The sequence below is a fragment of the Hyalangium sp. genome (assembly GCF_035629615.1).
GTDB lineage: Bacteria > Myxococcota > Myxococcia > Myxococcales > Myxococcaceae > Hyalangium.
In genome coordinates this window covers 37,138-56,002 of sequence record NZ_DASPHO010000291.1, presented here as the reverse complement: position 1 = coordinate 56,002, position 18,865 = coordinate 37,138, and the positions used below count along the sequence as shown (strand labels likewise).

10 protein-coding genes are annotated in these 18,865 nt (G+C 69.0%); 9 read left to right on the top strand and 1 reads right to left on the bottom strand.

Going from position 1 to position 18,865, the window contains the following annotated elements; genetic code table 11:
* On the bottom strand, window positions 1-1,400 hold a 1,400-nt coding region (locus VD972_RS14910; RefSeq protein ID WP_324987172.1), incomplete at its 3' end, for a mechanosensitive ion channel family protein.
* Between the two features lie 175 nt (window positions 1,401-1,575).
* Between VD972_RS14910 and VD972_RS14905 the strand changes: the two genes are divergently transcribed.
* The 9 genes from VD972_RS14905 to VD972_RS14865 all read left to right on the top strand — a co-directional run bounded on the left by VD972_RS14905 (window position 1,576) and on the right by VD972_RS14865 (window position 18,841).
* The gene (locus tag VD972_RS14905) at window positions 1,576-1,959 is read left to right on the top strand and encodes a response regulator (protein WP_224365326.1); all 384 of its coding nucleotides are present in this window, start codon (window positions 1,576-1,578) and stop codon (window positions 1,957-1,959) included.
* Window positions 1,959-3,494, top strand: a complete 1,536-nt coding sequence (locus VD972_RS14900; RefSeq protein WP_324987166.1) for a multiheme c-type cytochrome — start codon at window positions 1,959-1,961, stop codon at window positions 3,492-3,494. Before VD972_RS14905 ends, VD972_RS14900 begins: the two co-directional genes overlap by 1 nt.
* A gap of 146 nt (window positions 3,495-3,640) precedes the next feature.
* The gene (locus VD972_RS14895) at window positions 3,641-5,554 is read left to right on the top strand and encodes a LysM peptidoglycan-binding domain-containing protein (RefSeq protein ID WP_324987164.1); all 1,914 of its coding nucleotides are present in this window, start codon (window positions 3,641-3,643) and stop codon (window positions 5,552-5,554) included.
* 76 nt (window positions 5,555-5,630) lie between these two features.
* Window positions 5,631-8,978, top strand: a complete 3,348-nt coding sequence (locus tag VD972_RS14890) for an AAA family ATPase (protein WP_324987161.1) — start codon at window positions 5,631-5,633, stop codon at window positions 8,976-8,978.
* On the top strand, window positions 8,975-12,439 hold the full coding sequence (locus tag VD972_RS14885; protein WP_324987157.1) for an AAA family ATPase: 3,465 nt from the start codon (window positions 8,975-8,977) through the stop codon (window positions 12,437-12,439). The genes VD972_RS14890 and VD972_RS14885 overlap by 4 nt, the downstream gene beginning before the upstream one ends.
* A gap of 4 nt (window positions 12,440-12,443) precedes the next feature.
* Window positions 12,444-14,744 carry an AAA family ATPase gene (locus VD972_RS14880; RefSeq protein ID WP_324987154.1) on the top strand — a complete coding sequence of 767 codons (2,301 nt, stop codon included), beginning with the start codon at window positions 12,444-12,446 and terminating at the stop codon, window positions 14,742-14,744.
* Window positions 14,745-15,021: 277 nt separating this feature from the next.
* On the top strand, window positions 15,022-15,426 hold the full coding sequence (locus VD972_RS14875; protein ID WP_324987151.1) for a glycoside hydrolase family 18 protein: 405 nt from the start codon (window positions 15,022-15,024) through the stop codon (window positions 15,424-15,426).
* 122 nt (window positions 15,427-15,548) lie between these two features.
* Complete coding sequence (locus VD972_RS14870; protein ID WP_324987148.1) at window positions 15,549-16,166, top strand: MEDS domain-containing protein; 618 nt, start codon at window positions 15,549-15,551, stop codon at window positions 16,164-16,166.
* Window positions 16,167-16,186: 20 nt separating this feature from the next.
* Window positions 16,187-18,841 carry a hybrid sensor histidine kinase/response regulator gene (locus VD972_RS14865; protein ID WP_324987145.1) on the top strand — a complete coding sequence of 885 codons (2,655 nt, stop codon included), beginning with the start codon at window positions 16,187-16,189 and terminating at the stop codon, window positions 18,839-18,841.
* Window positions 18,842-18,865 lie beyond the last annotated feature (24 nt).

The following is an 18,865-nucleotide window of genomic DNA, read 5'->3' as shown; positions in this document are numbered from 1 at the left end:
ACCATCACGTTCTGCACCTTCCCGTCCCAGAGCGCACGGCCCTCGGTCTCCACGATGCGCTTGAGCTCCGCGCGCAGCGCGTCGATGTCGGCCGCGTAGTCCACCTGGAGAATGACGGGCCCGAGCAGGCCTGCGCTGGCCCGGCTCCAGTTCTGGAAGGGCTTGTCCAGGAACTGGGTGATGGGGATGACCAGGCGCCGCTCATCCCAGACGCGGACCACCACATAGGTAAGGGTGATCTCCTCCACGGTGCCGAACTCGTTCTCCACCACCACCTGATCGCCCAGGCGGATGGGCTGTGAGATCGACAGCTGAATGCCGGCCAGCAACGTGGAGATGGACTTCTGCGCCGCGAGACCGATGACCAGGCCGGCGAGGCCCGCCGAGGCCAGCAGCGAGACACCCACGTTGCGGACCACCTCGAACTGCATGAGCAGCAGCGCCGCCGCGACGACGTAGGTGGCCGTCTCGAGGACACGCCGGAGCACCGCGAGCTGGGTGCCCAGGCTGCGCATGCGCGCCGCATCCTGCGTCGTGCTGGAGACCTTCTGCTGCACGTAGGTCGTCGTCACCCGCAGGAAGCGCAGGATGAACCACGCCACGGCCAGGATGAGGAGCGAGTAGCAGATCCGATCGACGGCCCTCCGCGCCACCGGGGGCAGCAGCAGGAAGGAGGTGCCCAGCGCCAGCAGCAGCGCGTAGTACGGCATGCGCAGCGGACCCCGGCCAGCGCCCACCAGGGAGTCGTCCCAGCCCATGTGGGTCCACTTCGCCACCTGCGCCGCGAAGGCCAGGCTCATCCGCTCCAGCAGCCCCGCCAGCACCCACCCGGCCACCAGCACCACCAGCAGCCCCAGCCACTGCCACGGCTCCAGCCCCAGCACCGGGCGCTCAAAGAGGACGGCCGGAAGTGTCTCCGCCAGGATCGGGCCATAAGCGTCGAAGAGCTTGTCCACCTGCTTCACTGTGGACTCGTTGAACACCCACACCAGCGCACCATCATCGCTGCCCACCACCCGCTGGACGCGGATGGGCATCGCCGTGCCGTCCAGGACAATGGTGCCGAGCAGATCGAAGCGTGCGTCCGTCGGATCCCCCTCGGGCGCCTTGCTCAGCGTGGACAGATCCACCGGGAGCTTGCGATCCAGGACGAACTTCAGCCGGCGGGCCAGCTGGGCGCCGCGCTCGGCCTGCTCGGCGCGCGGAAGGAAGTCCAGGTCCAGGTAGTGCGCGGCCCGCTTGTAGTCTCCCGCATGGGAGGCCTCCAGGAAGCCCTGGATGGAGGCCTGGGGAGTCTGCCGGTCGACGGTAGGTGGAGGTGCACCCAGGCCGGAGTTGAGGGCCCAGGCCGGAAGTGCCATGAGCACGAGAGCGCAGAAAGCCGGGAGGGCTCGGTACATGGGCGCTTTCATTACTCCTTTGCCATGGCTTTGCCCGCAACCTTCGTGAAGGGTGGAGGCGGCGAATCGTATGCCCGTGGACAGGGCAAGGGGGGCGGCGGGCGGACAGGCGGGCGGAAAGCCGTGGTACCTCGGGAGGCGGTAAGTTAGAACGGGGCTCCAAGGGAAGGTCGCCGTGCAAGAGAAGCGAAAAATCCTCCTCATCGACGACAGCGAGATCACCCTCGCCATGGAGAAGGCCGTTCTCGAGGCGCGCGGCTATGAAGTGGTCGCCACCTCGACGCTGATGGAGTTCGAGAAGACGCTTCGGACGTGGCGGCCGGACCTCATCCTCACTGACATCCACATGCCCGAGGCCAAGGGCACGGACATCTGCCGCACGCTGAAGAACGAGTACGGCACGCAGGACATCCCCATCATCCTCTTCTCCAGCCTCCCGGACGACGAGCTGTCCAAGCTGGCCGAGCAGGTGGGCGCCGACGGCTCCCTGTCCAAGGTGAACGGACTGGAGGCCATGGGCGAGAAGATCGACGAGCTGGTGCAGAGCATCCTCTGGTGATGTGGGCGCTGCGAGCCGTTGCTCTGGCGGCAGTGCTGCTCACGGGGTGCAAGCGCGCCCAGGATCCCGCCCCTGCTCCGGAGCCGGCGGCCAAGGCCGAGGCCAAGGCTGACCCCTCGGGCGCCGTCCTCCTGTTCTCCGCGGACACGCGCGGCTACCTGGGCCCTTGTGGCTGCAGCGAGAACATGCGCGGCGGCATCGACCGGGCGGCCTTCCAGGTGATGGAGGCTCGCAAGGGCTCGCGGCCCGTCGTCTATATCGACGGGGGCGACAGCCTCTTCGGCCAGCACACGCTCACCCCTGCCCAGGTGCCGCAGGAGGAGCGCAAGGCGCAGGCGCTCGCGGACGCCATGAAGCGCATGGGGCTGGCTGTCCGGGCCACGGGCGAGCTGGATGACGTGCGCGGCGTGGCCTTCCGCCAGAGCCTGGGGCTGCCGGAGCTGCCGCCCGGCGGCGTGAAGCTGCTCCAGGCGGGGCCTCGCCTGGTGGGCGTGGTGGCCGCGCAGGATGCCGCGCAGCTCGCCCAGGCCAGCGCCCAGGCGCGCAAGGACGGCGCGGACTTCGTGGTGGCGCTCTTCCACGGCACGGTGCAGCAGGCGCAAGCGGCCGCCGAGCAGCCGGGCCTGGAGGCGAACCTCCTCCTGGCCACCCATACCGCCACCGAGTTCAGCGGCGAGGAGCACAAGCGGGTGAACGCCGCCGTGCCCGTGGTGGGGCTGCAGAGCAAGGGCCGTGAGCTGCTGCGCGTGGACCTCGGCTACGGCCCGCAGAAGGGCCCCTTCACGCCGGTGAAGTCGCAGGATGAGGCGGAGCGCGAGGTGGCCGCGCTCGACGAGCGCATGGCGCTGCTCAACAAGGACGTCAACCTCCCGGACATCGATCCTCAGCTCAAGCAGCTCAAGCAGGGCAAGCTGGAGGAGCTGGTGGCGCGCAAGCAGCGGCTGCTGACGGAGCCCGTCGCGGCACCGACGGGCACCAACAGCTTCTCGATGCGCTTCCTCCCGCTGGAGTCCAGCCTGCAAGGCGAGCCCGGGGTGAAGGCGGTGATCGCGGCGTATGACAGCGCCGTGGGGAAGATGAACCTCGCCTGGGCCCGAGAGCACGGCCAGGACTGCCCGGCGCCGAAGAAGGGCGAGGCTGCCTTCGTGGGCAACCGCCCCTGCCAGGAGTGCCACGAGGAGGCCTTCCCCCTCTGGGAGAAGTCCAAGCACAGCCACGCCTGGGAGACGCTGGAGCAGCAGGGCAAGCAGTTCCACCTCAACTGTGTGGGCTGCCACGTCACCGGCTACGAGCAGCCCGGCGGCGTCTGCCGGCTGGACAAGGTGGCGGGCCGCGAGGATGTCGGCTGCGAGAGCTGCCACGGCCCCGGCTCGCTTCACTCCGAGGAGCCCACGCCGAAGAACATCGTCCGCAACCCCGGGCGCGAGCTCTGCGTCACCTGCCACAACCCGGAGAACTCGCCCCACTTCGACTACGCCACCTACCTCCCACGGATCCTCGGGCCCGGACACGGCCAGTCCATGGGCCAAAAGTAGAAGCGCCTCGCCGCTGGCGGTGGATTTCCCGGGCTGCTAATGCCTGCTTGGGGAGCAGCCCGCCGGGTTGCTTGTTTGACCGTCAAGGAAAATGACGGAAACTTCGGCTTCCTTCTGCTTCACGGGCGTACGCCCCCAGGGTCTCCATGCCGTCTCTCTGCCTCATGCTGGTCACCCTCGCCGCGTCGGTCCCCTCCACCAACACCGCACTGCCAATGCCGCCTCCGCCTCCCGGCATGCGCGTGCTGGATGAGGAGGACAAGAAGCAGCTGCTCGGCAGCGCCGCGGGAGAAGGCGAGGCGGAGGCCGAGGAGGCCAACGAGCAGGTGGAGTCCGAGTCCGCCGAGCTGGAGGAGCTGCGCGCCCTGGAGGGTGCGGCCCTGGATCCGGCGGCGAAGCCGAACGCGGCGGTGCTCCAGTCGCTGCGCCGCCTGGGCCTGGCCAACCCGCTGCGCCTGCGGATGCTGGACGCGCTGGAGGAGCCCACCCTCCGCGAGGACGACACCCTGCCCGAGCTGCCCCTCATCACGGATCTGCAGAGCTTCGATGTGGGGCAGATCCAGGAGCGCTACGACATCCCCGTGGAGATGCAGCCGCTGGTGGCCCAGTACATCCAGTTCTTCCAGGGCCCGGGCCGCAAGTGGTTCCGCAAGTGGGTGTCGCGCTCCACGCGCTACATGCCGATGATGCAGCCCATCCTCGAGCAGAAGGGGCTGCCGCGCGACACGGTCTACCTGGCGATGATCGAGAGCGGGTTCTCCGCCACCGCCTACTCGTGGGCCCACGCCGCCGGCCCCTGGCAGTTCATCTCCAGCACGGGGCGCCAGTACGGACTGCGCCAGGACTTCTGGGTGGATGAGCGGCGGGATCCCGTCAAAGCCACCCACGCCGCCGCGGCGTACCTCAAGCAGCTCTACTCCGAGCTGGGCCACTGGTACCTGGCCTGGGCCGGCTACAACACCGGCGGAGGGCGCGTGCGGAGGATGGTGAACAAGTATGGCACCACGGACTTCTGGGCGCTGTCCCTGGAGCGGGGCTTCGCCAAGGAGACGCAGCACTATGTGCCCAAGCTGATCGCCGCGGCGCTCATCGCCAAGCACCCCAGCGCCTTCGGCTTCCGCGAGGAGGAGTTCGACTACGAGCCGCCGCTGGAGTTCGACGAGGTGAAGCTGGTGGATGCCACGGACCTGGACGTGCTTGCCCGCTCGGCGGGGGTGAGCGTCAAGGACGTACAGGAGCTCAACCCGGAGCTGAGGCGCTGGTGCACGCCGCCGGCCACCGAGAAGCAGCCGTACGTGCTCCGGCTGCCCAAGGGCACCGGGGAGCAGTTCGCGAAGAACTTCAAGCAGCTCTCACCCAACGAGCGCCTGAGCTTCCGCATCCACAAGGTGAAGCGCGGGGACACGCTCTCGAAGATCGCTCTGGCCTACGGCAGCGCGGCGGAGGCCATCCTCCAGTTCAACCGGCTCAAGAGCGCCCGCTCGCTGCGCATCAACGCGGAGCTCGCCATCCCCGTGCCCGGTGGGCGCGGCGGGAGCGTGGCGCTGGAGCGCAAGGTGGCCCAGGCCCGTCGCAGCGGCGTGACGGTGCTGCGCCCCGAGGAGGAGATCCCCGCCGGTACGCCCCGGGCGCCGGTCGCCACGGGCCCCATCAAGACGGAGGTCATCGACGGCCGCACGCGCGTCACCTACGGAGTGCAGGACGGCGACAGCCTGTGGGCCATCGCCCAGCGCTTCAACGTGACGGTGGAGGATCTGCGGAAATGGAACGAGCTGCCCCGGCGCAAGCGCGGGCTGCAGATTGGCACCGTCATCCAGGTATGGCCGGGCAATGCCCCCACGGCGCAGGTGCAGGAGCGCGCGGGCACCGTGGTGGCCACCACCCAGCCAGCGAAGCCTCAGCAGGGCCGCACCACCGTCCACACGCTGGCCGCGGGCGAGACGCTCTGGTCGGTGGCCCAGCGGTACGGCATCACCGTCGAGGACATCCAGCGGTGGAACAAGATCGAGGACCACCGCAGCCTCCCTCCCGGTAAGCAGCTCCAGGTGGCTGCTCCCTGAGAAGGCGGGAGCACAGGGTTCCGCCGTGCTCACGGCCTGCGCGTCCCAGGGGTTGACGTCATAGGATGGTGGCCTCATGGCCTCCTCCGACGCCGCCGGGACCCTCGACTTCGCCACTCCGCTCCTCTGCCAGCAGCTCTGGAGCGGTCACTACCAGGCCTTCCCTGTCGCCGCTCCAGCGCTGACGAGCCACGCGCCCACCCAGGAAGCCTGCCTGGCCGAGCAGCGCCTCTTCCTCGAGGACTATCTCTCCCGCGCCGAGCCCGACGTCCTCTCCCACTTCGCCATGCCTGGCCAGGTCCGCATCGAGATGATCGAGGCGCTCGCCCCGCGCGCTGACCTGCCCAAGCGCCTCTTCAAGCCGACGACGATCGAGCTGCTCACCCTCGTGGTGCCGCTCGCCCAGGAGACGTGGGCCTTCGTCCCCGCGCTTGACCACACCGTCTACGTGGCCCGCAACCAGAACGTCCTCGAGATCGTCCGAGCCGACGTGGAGCGCCTGCTCGCCGCCCGCGAGCCGAGCTCCCACGAGTACCTGCGGCTGTTGCCACCGAAGGCCGTGACGCTCGAGACCGTCCAGCTCAGGCTCCGGCGCCAGGATGCGTTCAGCGAGAAGGCCCGGCAGGCCCGGAAGAAGCTCCAGGAGAAGCTGCTGCGCGAGCGGGCCCACGAGGTCCTCCTCTCCGTCTCCACGCAGCTCCACGAGCGCGACGAGTCCAAGCGCGGCCCCCCGCTCATCGGCCGGGACACCGAGCTGTCGCTCTTGACGAACCTGCTCGGGGGAGAGAAGCGTCAGAGCGTGCTGCTCGTCGGCCCGGAGCTCGCGGGGAAGACGGAGCTGCTCTACGCCTGGCTCCGCGCGGAGCGGAAGGCGGGCCGGGAGCGGCGGGTGTATGCGACGACAGGCTCGCGGCTGATCGCGGGCATGTCCGGCTTCGGCCAGTGGCAGGAGCGTGTCCTGCGCGTCATGCGCGCGGCGCAGGACCTGGACGCCCTGCTCTACTTCGAGAACCTGGGTGAGCTGCTCGCGCAGCACTCCACCGAGTCCATCGATCTTCCCGGTGCGATGAAGCCCTTCCTGGAGGAAGGCAAGGTCCGGTTCATGGGCGAGCTCTCCCCGGAGTCGCTCGACCTGCTCGAGAGCCGGCACCCAGGCCTCTTCGCCGCCATGACGCGCGTGCGCCTGGAGCCCTTGAGCGCGAAGACCACCTGCGAGGCCCTGCGGGCCCGGGTGGCCTGGCAGCGGCAGATGGAGCCCACGCGGCCGGCGCTGGCGGATGATGCCGTGGATCCCCTGGTGGAGCTGGCGGAGCGCTACCTCCCCAGCCGCGCGCTGCCGGGCAAGGCCCTCCGGCTGTACGAGGAGATGCGCGCGGGCATCCAGCAGGAGCGAACGGGCGATGGCAAGGTGCCCGTCCTCACTCGCGAGCGGGTGTACTCGCTCTTCAGCCTGAAGACGGGTGTGCCCGAGTTCCTGCTCCGTGAGGATCGCGCGCTCCTCGCCGGAGACGTCGAGAAGTACTTCCGCCGCCAGCTCATCGGCCAGGAGCTCGCGGTGCGCCGCGTCGTGGAGACGCTGTGCATGGTCAAGGCGGGCCTGCAGCCCCAGGGAAAGCCGCTGGCGACGTTCCTCTTCGTGGGCCCTACGGGCATTGGCAAGACCGAGCTGGCGCGGCTGCTCGCCACCTTCCTCTTTGGCTCGCCCGAGCGACTCTTCCGCTTCGACATGAGCGAGTTCATGGACGCGTGGGCCGCGGATCGGCTCATCCGCGGCAACGAACAGGGCGAGGGACAGCTCACGCGGCGCGTCCGCCAGCAGCCCTTCTGCGTGCTCCTGCTGGACGAGATCGAGAAGGCCCACCCCGCGGTGTTCGACCTGCTCCTGCAGGTCTGCGGCGAGGGCCGACTCAGTGACGCTCGGGGGCGCACCGCCTGGTTCCACAACGCCCTCATCATCATGACCAGCAACCTCGGCGCCTCCCACCGCCGCAGCCCACTGGGCATCGGCGCGACGACCACGGACGACACCACGCACTACCTGCGCGAGGTGCACAAGCACTTCCGGCCCGAGATGATCAACCGCATCGACCAGATCATCCCCTTCCACACGCTCACCTCCGAGCAGGTGTCCGAGGTGGCACGTCTCGGCGTGGACAAGCTGCGACAGCGGCGCGGCCTGCTGCAGCGTGGCATCGCGCTCGAGCTCCCGCCCGAGGCCACCACCGCCCTCGCCGCTTCCGGCTATCAGGAGGCCTACGGAGCTCGAGCCATGCGCCGGCACCTGGACCAGCAGCTCGTCGTGCCCGTGGCTCGCGCGCTCTCCGCGGCGGGGCGAGAGGCACAGGGAGGACGCCTGGAGATCACCCTCCGCGAGGGCGCACTGGCGGTGGAGCTGCACAAGGGAAACCTGAAGACCGCCCGCAGCCAGATCGAGCTGGTGCGCGTGCTCCAGGCGGAGCGCCGATCCATGGATGCCCTCTTCCGGCTCGACGCGGTGGTGCAGCTCGAGGAGCAGATCGGCTTCCTGGTGGCCCAGCTCTCCCAGAGCGACCGGGACGAGAAAGGGCCCGGGGCCCTCTCGGTGGCGAACATGCGGGGCGAGCACCACCGCCTCGATGGGCTCTGGAGGCACGTGCAGCAGCTGCGCTCGGCGCTGGTGGCTGCCGAGGAGCTGGCGCTGATGGCCCTGTTCGAGCAACAGGACGTCCAGCCTTTCGTGGAAGACGCCCACGCGCAGCTCCAGACCCTTCGCCGGCAGATGCCGGCAGTGCTGCTCGCGCTCCAGCCGAAGCGGGACGACATCACCCTGATCGTCCAGGCGGTCGGCGAGACGTCGAGCCTCCAGCGCTGGCTCCTGCCTCTGCTCGAGGACGTGCCGCGGCGCCGCTGGGTCGTCGAAGGCCGCCCCGCCTTGACCAGCAAGAGCAGCGACCGGAAGCGCAAGTGGGACGAGCCGCTCGGCCTCGAAGCCCTGCGCAACCGCGTGGAGGCCGAGGGCGGGTGCCGCGAGGTGCTCCTGTCCGTCCACGGCCCGAATGCCGGAGTGTTCCTCGCCCTCGAGTCCGGGCTGCATCGCTTCAACACCGGGGGAGACAAAGAGGATGTCCCCGTGGTCATCGTCAAGCCCGTGGCGATGCGCAGCAGGCTCACTGACAAGGAGCTCTCGCTGCCCGCCATCGGCCCGCCAACGTCCGCCCCCATCCATCAGCTCCGGCTGGCGCCGGCCGTCCGCGAGCACCTCCCCGACGACTGGCTCCACCTGTGCAAGAACGAGAGCAAGCTCCAGCTGGAGGCCGAGGACTACTTCCGGGAGCTCGAGCTCGTCCTGCTCGAGCACATCACCCACGCGGAGCGCTCCGGGGGCCTCGACCGTGAGGAGCTCTTCTCCTTCGATCTCGATGGGGTGAAGGAGTCGAAGCGATGAACCTCACCATTGGCATCTACCAGAACCGAGGGCCCTCGGGCCTCCAGTGGACCACGCTGGCGCTCGGCCCGCACACCCGCAGCCGCACGGGCAAGAGCACCGTCAAGCTGCAGCGCAAGCTCGTGGATGACCTCCGCACCATCCTCGGCGAGCTGCCGGTCCGTGAGCTGTCGTACTTCCAGCTCCCGCGCGGCATCCGCCTGGAGCGGGTGCGGCTCGAGCTGGACTTCAAGCGTGTGCGTACCAGCGCCGAGGTGCCGCGGGTGGCCGGCCTCTTTCCGCTGATCCTCGAGCCGCGCTGGCGCACCCGCAACGAGCCGCTGACCATCGCCTACCACCCCGCTCGCCAGGACGAGTGGTTCCCCGTGGATCCCGAGCTCGGGCTCGAGGATCAGGCCAAGGCCTTCTTCACCCGCACCTGGGCCGGGCTGGACACGCTCGCGCTGGACGAGCTGCGCTCCGGCCGCAAGGACAGCCTCCAGGCGGTCTCGTTCGTCGCCCGCCCAAGGTCGCTGCTCGACGAGCTCGGCAAGAAGAAGGGGCCCTGGGATGACCTCGAGCTGGAGGACCGGCTCGGCAAGAAGAAGAAGAAGCCGAGCGGAGGGCTCCAGGTGCTGAACAACCTGGGCACCAACCTCACCGTCCAGGCGGCGGAGAACGCGCTCGACGTCGGGATGCCGCGCAGCCCGTACCGCGAGCACCTCCAGCTGCTGCTCAGCGGGGAGCGGCGCACGCCCGTGCTGCTGGTGGGCCCCCCTGGCTGCGGAAAGCGGACCTTGCTCCGGCACTTCGTGGCCGAGCAGCTCGAGGCCGAGGACTTCCGCAGCCACCGCAACCTGGACAAGGTCACCGAGGTCTGGGCCATCGCGGGCAAGCGCATCATCGCCGGCATGAGCTACGTCGGCGACTGGGAGCAGCGCTGCCTGAAGCTCCTCGAGGACGCTCGCGGGGGACGGCGCATCCTCCTGGTCGAGGATCTGCACGCCTTCGGCCGCATCGGCCGCTCGCGCGACAGTGACGCCAACCTCGCCCTCTTCTTCCAAGGGCCCCTCGCGCGCGGGGAGATCACCCTCGTGGGCGCGGTGACGCCGGAGCAGCTCCAGCGGCTCGAGACCGACGCCCCCTCCTTCGCTGCGCTCTTCACCCAGCTCCACGTCCGGCCCACGAGCGCCGACGAGACGCTGCGGATGCTGCTGCACGAGGCTCGGGAGCTGGAGGCGAAGCACCACGTCGTCTGGGAGCCTTCTCTCTTCCCCACCCTGCTCGAGCAGGCCGGCTCGCTCTTCGCCGGGGCGGCCCTCCCGGGCAAGGCGCTCGATCTGCTGCGCGAGCTGGCCACCGACTTTGGCGGGCAAGGCACCGAGGTGGATGCCGGCCTGCTCTTCGAGCACCTCTCACGCAAGACGGGGCTCCCGGACTTCCTGCTCCACCCCAACAAGCGGCTGGATCCCACCGAGATCGACACCGCCCTCTCCCGCAAGGTGATGGGCCAGCCAGAGGCGGTGGAGGTGGCGTGCGACCTCATCGTGCGCATCCACGCCGGGCTCACCGATCCCCGGCGGCCCTACGGCGTCTTCCTGTTCACCGGCCCCACGGGGACCGGCAAGACCGAGCTGGCGCGCGCCCTGGCGAGCTACCTGTACGGAGATGCCTCGCGCATGGCCCGGCTCGACATGGCCGAGTTCCAGACACCGGACGCCGTCGCGCGGCTCACCGGCGATGCCTGGCAGCCAGAGGGCCGCCTGACGCGGCTCATCCGAGAGCAGCCCTTCACGCTCGTGCTGCTCGATGAGATCGAGAAGGCGCACCCGGCGCTCCTCAACCTGCTGCTGCAGACGTTCGACGAGGGCCGGCTCACCGACGCCTCGGGAGAGACGGCGGACTTCACGCACACGGTCATCGTGATGACGAGCAACCTCGGGGCCCGGCAGAAGGCGGCAGTGGGAATCGGCGAGCGGGACGCGCGGGCCGTGGCGCTCGACTCGGACCGCGCGGTGCGCGAGTTCTTCCCTCCCGAGCTCTTCAACCGCATCGATCGCATCGTGCACTTCTCTCCGCTCTCGCGAGAGTCGGGAGAGAAGGTGGTGGAGAAGGAGCTCGCACGGCTGCTGGCGAGGCGGGGCCTGACGTCGCGCAACATCTTCGTGTCGGCGGACGACGCGGTGAAGCGGCGCATCGTCGCCGAGTCTTTCGATGCCGCCCTGGGAGCGCGCCCCCTCAAGCGCTACCTGGAGGAGAAGGTCGGCCAGGTGCTCTCCGAGGCCATCATCCGCGGGCCCCAGGCGCTGATGCGGCTGTTCCAGCTCTACACCCGGGAGGGCCGCTTCGAGGTGCAGGCCGACGCGCTCGTGCCTCGTGAGCCGGCGAACGAGGGGTTCGCGCTCGAGCCCCTCCTCGCACTCCCCGTCTCGAAGCTGCGCGAGAAGGTGCTCGAGGCGCGCGAGGAGGTGCAGCGCATCCGTCAGAGCGAGGATCTGGGAGCCCTGTCCGAGCAGGTCCGCTTCCACCTCGCGCGGCTGCAGGCTGGCGAGCACGGCCATGCCGAGTCGCTCTACACGCTGGACGCGATGCGGCTGTACCTGGAGGAGTTCGCAGGGAGCCTGGAGGCGCTGGCGCGCGCGCCTGAAGAGGATGCGAGAGAGATGCTCGAGGTCGAGCTCTTCGGAGTCGAGAGGCATCCTCCCGACCTGGAGAGGGGAGTTGCCGGGCGCATCCGGCTCTTCGATCGGCGGGCCTTCGAGCCGGTGAGGTTCATCTCCCGCGAGCACCTGCTGGACTCACTGGCGGAGGTCTACTTCCTGCGGCGCATCCTCCGGGATCTCTCCCGCTCCGATCAGCATGTCATCACCCTGGAGCTGCTCCCGCTCGGGCAGTGGCGACAGGAGGGGTCCTCCGGCTCGCTGCTCGGCCTCTGGCTCTGTGACGCCTATGCGGGTGCGCGTGGCGAGCTCGAGAGCTTCGCGGCCCGCTTCCCAGGGGGAGCGCTGATCTCGGGCGGCCCTCGGGAGCTTCCCAACCTCCTGCGAGCGCCCCTGGAGCCGGTGCACCTGGCGATCAAGAAGGTGGGACCTGGCATCCGCCCCTTCTTCGAGGGGGAGGCCGGGCTCCACGTCTGGCAGTCCACGGGCCGCCTCCCGGAGATCGTCAAGGTGCGAGTCCACGACGCAGCCGCGCCGGAGCCCCTGGAGCTGATCGCCCAGCACGACGCCAAGCTCCAGGCCTTCCACAAGGCCCGTCAGGAGGGCGTGAGCCCGCTGCCGGAGAACCCCGAGGCGGCCGCCCCCGTGCTCCGCGCCTACCGTTTCGAGCCACCCACTCGCCCGGGCTCGGTCTCGGTGCTGGAGCTGGACGACTACCTGCTCACCCACAGTGGCAGCCACCGGGTGCGCACCCCTGGAGAGGCCCTGCCTGCCCTCTGGCGCCTGCGCATGACCCAGAACCCCTCGGACGGGAGCGCCTGACTCCATGAGCGACAAGAGCCTTCGCGTCTACTTCACCACCCACCACGATGGCCGCCTCACCGGGCGGCTGCTCCCGGCGTGGGCGAGCTTCTTCGATGCGCCCGCGCCCTCCGCCTATGGCGCCAGCGCGGCCGAGGTCTACGCGCTGCTGGAGATGCGCGTGCGGCAGCTGTTGCTCGAGGATCCCTCCACGCTGGAGCGCTTCCTGTGGGAGGAGTCCCTGCAGGCGAAGACGCTCACGGTGGAGGTCCACCCGCAGACGATGCACAAGAAGCGGCCGGTGATCGGCAAGGCGCTGGTCCCGCTCAAGCTGACGTACATCTACGGGAAGCTGGAGAGCGGCTCGTATCGCGTGCTGGTGCCCCGCTTCGGCTGGTCGTTCGTGCTCGAGGAGCTGTCCATCGCGCGCGAGGTGCTGCAGCACGCGCTCGCCACCGCACTGCTCGGCGAGCAGCCCAAGGGGCTCTACGACTTCCGCCACGAGGGCGAGGAGTACGTCCAGAGCTGGGATCCGGGCGGGCTGCAGCAGTCCCAGCGGGGCGGCTCCTCCGAGGAGCCCGCGCCGCTCGTGCTCGAGCAGATCGGTGAGGAGCTGACCTCCCGCGCCCTGGGCGGGAGGGCCCCGGCGCTGGTCTACGACGCCGACTCCCTGGAGCCCTGGCGTGTCTATGTCCTGCGCCAGCCGCCACGGTCCATCCTCTTCGTGGGAGGGCCTGGGGTCGGTAAGACGACCCAGGTGATGAAGATGGCGCGCTGGATCGCGGAGCGGCGGCGCGAGGACAAGGAGCGGCAGTACCCGAAGATCTGGCGCACCAGCGCCGAGCGCATCGTGGCCGGCATGGTGTACCTGGGCATGTGGCAGGAGCGCTGCCTGAAGATCATCGACGCGCTCTCGTACGAGAACCACTACCTCTATGTCGATCGGCTCACCTCGATCCTGGCGCCGCAGCCAGACGGCTCATCGATTGGCGATCTGCTCCTGCCCGCCGCGATGAACGAGGAGCTCTCCCTCATCGCCGAGTGCACCGAGGCGGAGCTCGAGCGCTGCCAGCGGCGCTTCCCGGAGGCCCTGCGCTCCTTCCGCGTCGTCCGCATGGAGGAGCCGTCCGCCTCGCAGATGCCGGAGCTGATGCGGCGCTACCAGGAGACTCGGCGCAGCAAGGTGAGCATCCACGCCATGGGGCTGCGACAGCTCGTCGGGCACCTGGAGATGTTCCAGCGGGACAACCAGTTCCCCGGCAAGGCCTTCCGCTTCCTGGACTGGCTGGACCAGCAGGCGGAGCGCGGCAAGGCCCGGACGCTCTACCCGAGGGATGCCTCGGAGGCCTATGCGCGCTACACGGGGCTGCCCCTGCAGCTCATCAGCGACGAGATCCCCGCGGAGCAGGCCACGCTCTCGGCCCAGCTCACACAAGGAGTCATCGGCCAGGAGCGCGCGTGCGCGCTGGCGGCGGGGGTGCTCTCGCGCTTCAAGGCGGGCCTCAACGATCCGGACAAGCCCGTGGGCACGCTGCTCTTCGTCGGGCCGACAGGCGTCGGAAAGACGGAGCTGTCCAAGCAGCTCGCGCGAACGCTCTTCGGCCACGAGGACCGGATGATCCGGCTCGACATGTCCGAGTTCATGCTGCCCGGCTCGGCCCAGCGGCTGATGGAGGTGGGACCCGGCATCACCAGCCTCGCCGAGCGGGTGCGGCAGCAGCCGATGTCGCTCGTCCTCTTTGATGAGATCGAGAAGGCGCACCCGGAGATCTTCGATCTGCTGCTCGGCATCCTGGGCGAGGGCCGGCTCACAGACAGTCTCGGGCGGCTGGTGGACTTCCGGATGACAGTCATCTGTATGACGAGCAACCTCGGCGTCGAACAGTCCGAGCCCATGGGCTACGGAGCCGAGCGAGGCGCCGGTGACTTCCTGCGCGCGGTGCGCCAGGCATTCCGTCCGGAATTGTTCAACCGCATCGACCACGTCGTTCCCTTCCGCCGTCTCTCGGAGGAGGACGTGCTGCGCATCGTCGACCTCGAGCTGGAGAAGGCGGCCTCGCGCGCGGGACTGCTGCGGCGCAGGCTGCGGTTGGTGGTGGAGCCCGACGCTCGGGCCTGGCTCGCGCACCATGGCTATGACCCGAAGCTGGGAGCCCGGCCGCTCAAGCGGCTCATCGAGTCCAAGGTGATGGCGCCCATCGCGGTGAGGCTCTCGGCCGACGCCGGGCTGGAGGGCGCGATGCTGCCCGTCGTCGTGGCAGGCAGCCCAGGGGAGCGGCAGCTGCAGCCCGAGTTCCGCGCGCTCGCGACGCTGCTCGAGACCTGAGCGGCCCGCGTGCCTACGCGAGCGTTGCGCTGCGCACCGCCGCGCGCATCCGCCCAGGGCTGAGGAGCCACGACCACAACCGCGCTCCGACACACAGTGAATCCAGGTCGTGCGTCGTGTCGCGGTGATGACACGCTAACCTCATGACGTACGACATGCACGGGGGGTGGGACCCGACGACGAACTTCCACGCGGCGCTCTACAACCAGAGCGGGAACCCGGCGAAGGCGCGGCGCGACAGCACGCACGAGGCGGTGCAAGGCCACCTGGCTGCGGCGTGCCAGCGAGCAAGCTCATCGTGGGAGTGCCCTTCTACGGCCGAGGCTGGCAGGGGACGCAGGCGGGCCCGGCGGAAGATGGGCTCTACCAGCCCACCTGGGGGCCCGCATGGGGCAACTGGGACAACCTCACCACGGGCCCCAGCGGCCTCTTCGACTACCACTCCATCCGCAGTGTCCTGGAGGCCTCGGGCGTGAAGCGCCGGCACCCCGAGGCCCAGGTGCCCTACCTCTACAACCCCTCCACGGGGCTCTGGGTGAGCTACGACGATCCCACCTCCCTGGGCGTCAAGGGCGACTACATCAACGGCAACAACCTGGCCGGCGCGATGATCTGGGAGCTGAGCGGAGATGACACCCAGGGCTCACTCGTCACTGCCCTCAAGGGCAAGCTGAACCCTTGAGGGCAGTGGCTTCATCGTCTTCTCAACACGAGCCATGCCCAGCCGGGTCAGTGTCTGAGAGACAGGCCCTTGGTTAACCTGCTCCGAGTCCACCGTCCCCGCGGCTGACTCGGAGATCACCCTTGAACGACATCGCCCTGGCAGGAAGCGAGCTGCGCTACTACCACCTCGCGGCCCTGGTCCGCTCACGCGAGGAGGAGTACGAGGTGCTCCAGTCGTTCATCCAGGAAGGCATCCGCACGGGCGAGAAGGCCGTCCACATCTGCGATCCCAAGCTGCGGCACGATCACCTCCAACATCTCGAGCGAATGGGGATCCCCATCGCTGACTGCACTCGCACCGGCCAGCTCGAGGTGCTGAGCTGGCATGACACCTACCTGAAGGAGGGGCACTTCGACGGCGACACGATGATGGCCCTCCTCGACGAGACCATCCAGACGAGCTTTGCCGAAGGCTTCCCACGGGTGCGGCTCCTGGGCCATATGGAGTGGGCGAATGAGATCTGGCCGGGTGTGGAGCGCCTCATCGAGTATGAGTCGCTCATCAACAACCTGCTCAACCGGAAGAAGCAGCCGGCGATCTGCATCTACGAGGTCAGCCAGTTCAGCAGCTCGGTCATCATGGATGTCCTCCGAGCGCATCCCTATACGCTCGTGGATGGCGTGATCCACGAGAGTCCCTACTACGTCCCGCCCGAGAAGCTCCTCAGGACCTTGTCTCCGTCTGGCCGTCGTCCTTGAGGCGCGGAAGCGGGGCACCCTTGATCGAGGAGCGCAAAGCCTTCCGCCTCGCGGAGATCGCCGAGCTGGGGGCGCTCGCGCTCCGGCGGCAGGTGCATGATCTCTTCGCGCTGCTCGATCTGCCTGCTCACTGGCAAGGCCGGGAGCCGAGGGAGATCGCCGAGAGCTTCATGGAAGTGATCGTCCAGCTGCTTCGGCTCGACGTCGCGCTCATTCACCTCCGCGAGCCGAGCGGCGTGATCGAGCAGAGCTTCCCCTCTGATCTGGCCAGCGAGGCACTCCTGGGGGCCGTTCAGAAAGGGGGAGGAGCCTCGCCCATCCCGTTCGAGCTCCCACGGCCCAATACGGTGGGACGCCGGTCGGTCCGGGTGGTGTCGGTCTCGCCGCTGGGGGAGCAGGGCGTCGTTCTCGCCGGCTCGTGGCGCCAGAACTTCCCGACGGCCCACGAGCTCCAGCTGCTCCAGACGGCCGCGACCCAGGCCGCGCTCGCCATGCAGTCGAGCCGCGAGGCGCGCGCTCAGCGAAACCTCGCCGAGGAGCGGAGCCGGCTCGAGCACACGAACCAGGCGCTCGCGCGGCTCCATGCCATCTCGGAGGGCCTCTCGCGCGCCCATACCTCCACACAGATCGCGGACGTCATCCTGTCCCGAGGGTTGGCCGCCCTGTGCGCTCAGGCAGGCGGCCTCTTCCTGGTGGATGACACGCAGCTCGAGCTGCACCCGATCTCAGGCACCCGCGCCCCGGAGGCCTCCCCTCCTTCTCCTCGCCGCATCCGCGTGAGCGCAAGTCTGCCCATAGCCCAGGCCTTTCGCCGTAAGCACGGGCTCTACCTCTCACTGGAGGAGGGCTCCTCTCCAGAGCTGTACGGGCTGCCACGGGGCCTCCTGAAGGCGGTGGCGCTGGTGCCACTGAGGGTGGATACCCTCTGCCTCGGCATGCTGAGCTTCGGTTTCGCCGAGCCTCGGGTGTTCACGGAGGACGAGCGCGTCTTCATCCACGCCATTGCCCAGCAGACGGCCCAGGCGTGTGACCGCGCGCGGCTGCTCGAGGCCGAGCAACGGGCCCGGCGCGAAGCCGAGGAGAGACAGCAGCGCGCTGACCTCCTTGCCGAGGCGAGCGCCATCCTCGGCTCCTCCCGCGACTTCTCGGGGGCCCTCACCCGGATTGCCCACCTGGTGGTGCCCCGCTTCGCGGACTGGGTCACGCTCCAGGTGTCGGAGCGCATCTCGTCGAGCCTGGAGGAGACCCAGACAGTGGTTCTCCACCGCGAACCCTCCAAGGCGGAGCTGGCACGCGCGTACACCCGAAGCCTGCTCTCCACGGGTGGCGAGCTCCGGTCCTGCATCACGAACAACTCGGCCCTCGCGCCGATCCTGGCACGGGGCCGATCCTTCGGAGCGATCATCTTCGGCGCGGAGGAGCCCGGCCGCTATGGCACGGAGACACTGGTGCTGGTCGAGGAGCTCGGGCTCCGAGCGGGGGTGGCGCTGGAGAACGCCCAGCTCTTCCTGGCAGCCCAGGAGGCGGACCGGCGCAAGGATGAGTTTCTCGCGATGCTCGGACACGAGCTCCGCAACCCGCTCTCTCCCATCCTGACCGCCCTGCAGCTCATGCAGCTCAAGGCCCCTTCCTCCTGCGAGCGAGAGCGGACGATCATCGAGCGGCAGATCGAGCACATGGTCCGCCTCGTTGATGACCTGCTCGATGTGTCGCGCATCACGCGAGGCAAGATCCAGCTCAAGCGCGAGCAGCTCGATCTGATGACGGTCCTGACGAAGGCCCTCGAGATGACGGGCCCACTCCTCGAGCAGCGCTCACACCACGTCCAGTTCGACCCGCCGCCGGAGCCGCTCCTCGTCGAAGGCGACGGCGCCCGGCTCGCTCAGGTGATGGCGAACCTGCTCAACAACGCGGCGAAGTACACGGATCCCGGTGGCCGGATCCACCTCTCCGCGTCGCGCGAGGGCGAGCTGGGGGTGCTGAGAGTCCATGACTCCGGGACAGGGATCTCCCCCGAGATGCTCCCGAAGATCTTCGAGCTCTTCGTACAGGATGGCCGGGCCATTGACCGCTCTCAAGGAGGACTCGGGCTCGGACTCTCCATCGTTCGCAGCCTGGTCGAGCTCCACGGCGGCACGGTCTCTGCTCACAGCGCGGGAGTCAGCCGTGGGAGTGAGTTCGTGGTGCGCCTGCCGCTCACGAAGGCACTCGCCCTGCGCGACGACGAGGTGCCGGGTCTCGGTCAGGCCAGCTCATGGAGCCAGAGCGCGCTCCAACCCCTGCGGATCCTCATTGTCGATGACAACCGCGACGCCGCCGAGATGCTCTCCGAGGCCCTGGGGAGGGCGGGGTTCCTCACCCGGACAGCCTTTGACGGCCCCACCGGCTTCGAAGCTGCCACAGACTTCTGCCCGGCCGTGGCGCTGTTGGACATCGGCCTGCCCGTCATGGACGGCTACGAGCTGGCAGGGAGGCTCCGAGCGGAGTCCAGGCTGCACGAACTCAAGCTCATCGCGCTCACAGGCTATGGCCAGGAGTCCGACCGGCGACGAGCCCTGGAGTCCAGCTTCGACCTCCACCTGGTCAAGCCCGTGGACTTCACCCAGCTGCTCTGCGCCATCCAGGGCCTCCTCCGAGGAAAGGACGGCGGCGACAGCGCGCCTCAGGAGCACTGAAGCTCACAGGTGCCCTCCCGCCGC